The organism is Photobacterium ganghwense (genome assembly GCF_003025595.1).
GTDB lineage: Bacteria > Pseudomonadota > Gammaproteobacteria > Enterobacterales > Vibrionaceae > Photobacterium > Photobacterium ganghwense.
In genome coordinates this window covers 1-1,278 of record NZ_PYMI01000023.1, presented here as the reverse complement: position 1 = coordinate 1,278, position 1,278 = coordinate 1, and the positions used below count along the sequence as shown (strand labels likewise).

At 45.6% G+C, this 1,278-nt stretch carries 1 protein-coding gene; it reads right to left on the bottom strand.

Annotation, left to right across the window (positions count from 1 at the left end; all coding sequences use genetic code 11):
• On the bottom strand, positions 1 to 1,177 hold a 1,177-nt coding region (locus C9I92_RS25625), incomplete at its 3' end, for an Mce/MlaD family protein (RefSeq protein WP_487246582.1).
• Positions 1,178 to 1,278 lie beyond the last annotated feature (101 nt).

Here is a 1,278-nt window from a genome sequence, read left to right as displayed (position 1 = left end):
GGAGATCATTCGATTTGTCCATGGCCGGAATCCCTTTGCCGATGTTGGCATCAATGGCCAGCAACGCTTCATGCATCTTTTGGTCATAATCCAGAATCTGGCCTAAATCCGCACTCAGCTTATTACCTACATCCGTTGTGGCTTGCTTAACCTCAGAAAGGGCTTCACGGTTAGAGGCCGCAAGGTTATTCACACGGGTAGCCGTAGACGCCGTGTTATCCGCAATATCAGCAAGGCTGCCACCTAGGCCACGAGTCGCAGATTCAATATCAGCAAGGTCAGCCCCAAGCCCACGAGTCGCAGATTCAATATTGGCAAGGTCAGAGCCTAGGTCGCGTGTGGCCGATTCAATATCCGCCAAGGCCGAACTGTTTGCGCTTTGCGCATCCTGCAAAGCCGCCTTGGTAGTGGACGCGTTTTGGTCAACAGTGGATTGCAGGTTGCCTAACTTATTCAAGACAGGGGACAAGTCCACACTGCCAGAGCCCTGACCATCCGAACCAGAACCATCACCACCGGAACCAGAACCATCGCCACCGGAACCAGCACCATCACCACCGGAGCCTGAACCGCTACCACCGGAACCAGCACCATCGCCACCAGAGCCAGAACCGCTACCACCAGAGCCAGAACCATCGCCACCGGAACCAGAACCATCACCACCAGAACCATCGCCACCGTCACCGCCTTCACCAGAGCCATCACCCCCGCAAGCGTCACCAGTACATTCACCCTCAATTGGCGTATAAGTACATGAACCAAGAATGGCAACCGCATCATTACTACAATAGAAGCTATGCGATGCTTCATTATTTAACGGTGTATTATCAAAACACTCATTTATTTTATTGTTTAAAGTCGAACTAGCATAATTGGTTGAACAATAATCATCATCTTTAAGCCACCAAGTGTATGAGTTTTTCATAAAATACGAATAACTTGCATAAGGCTTATAATAAATATCTATTGAGCCATGATTTGCAATTGACGTACTTTCATTAATTACCACATCGCCAATAATTTCATACATCTCAGCCATGTAGGCTTTTTCTTTATTAATAACCTCATTCAAACTACCAAAGTAAAGACCAAACCGAGAATTAGGTACATAATAATAGCTCGAATAAGAATAACCAGAATAAAAAACCAAGAGGAATAAAAGAAATATTCTTTTCATTTTCTCACCAATAAAAAAGGCGACCTAAGCCGCCTTGATATTATTTGCCTTTGACTACGCTGATAATATTCCGCTTTTAAAGCCAGTCACGAAAACTGTTA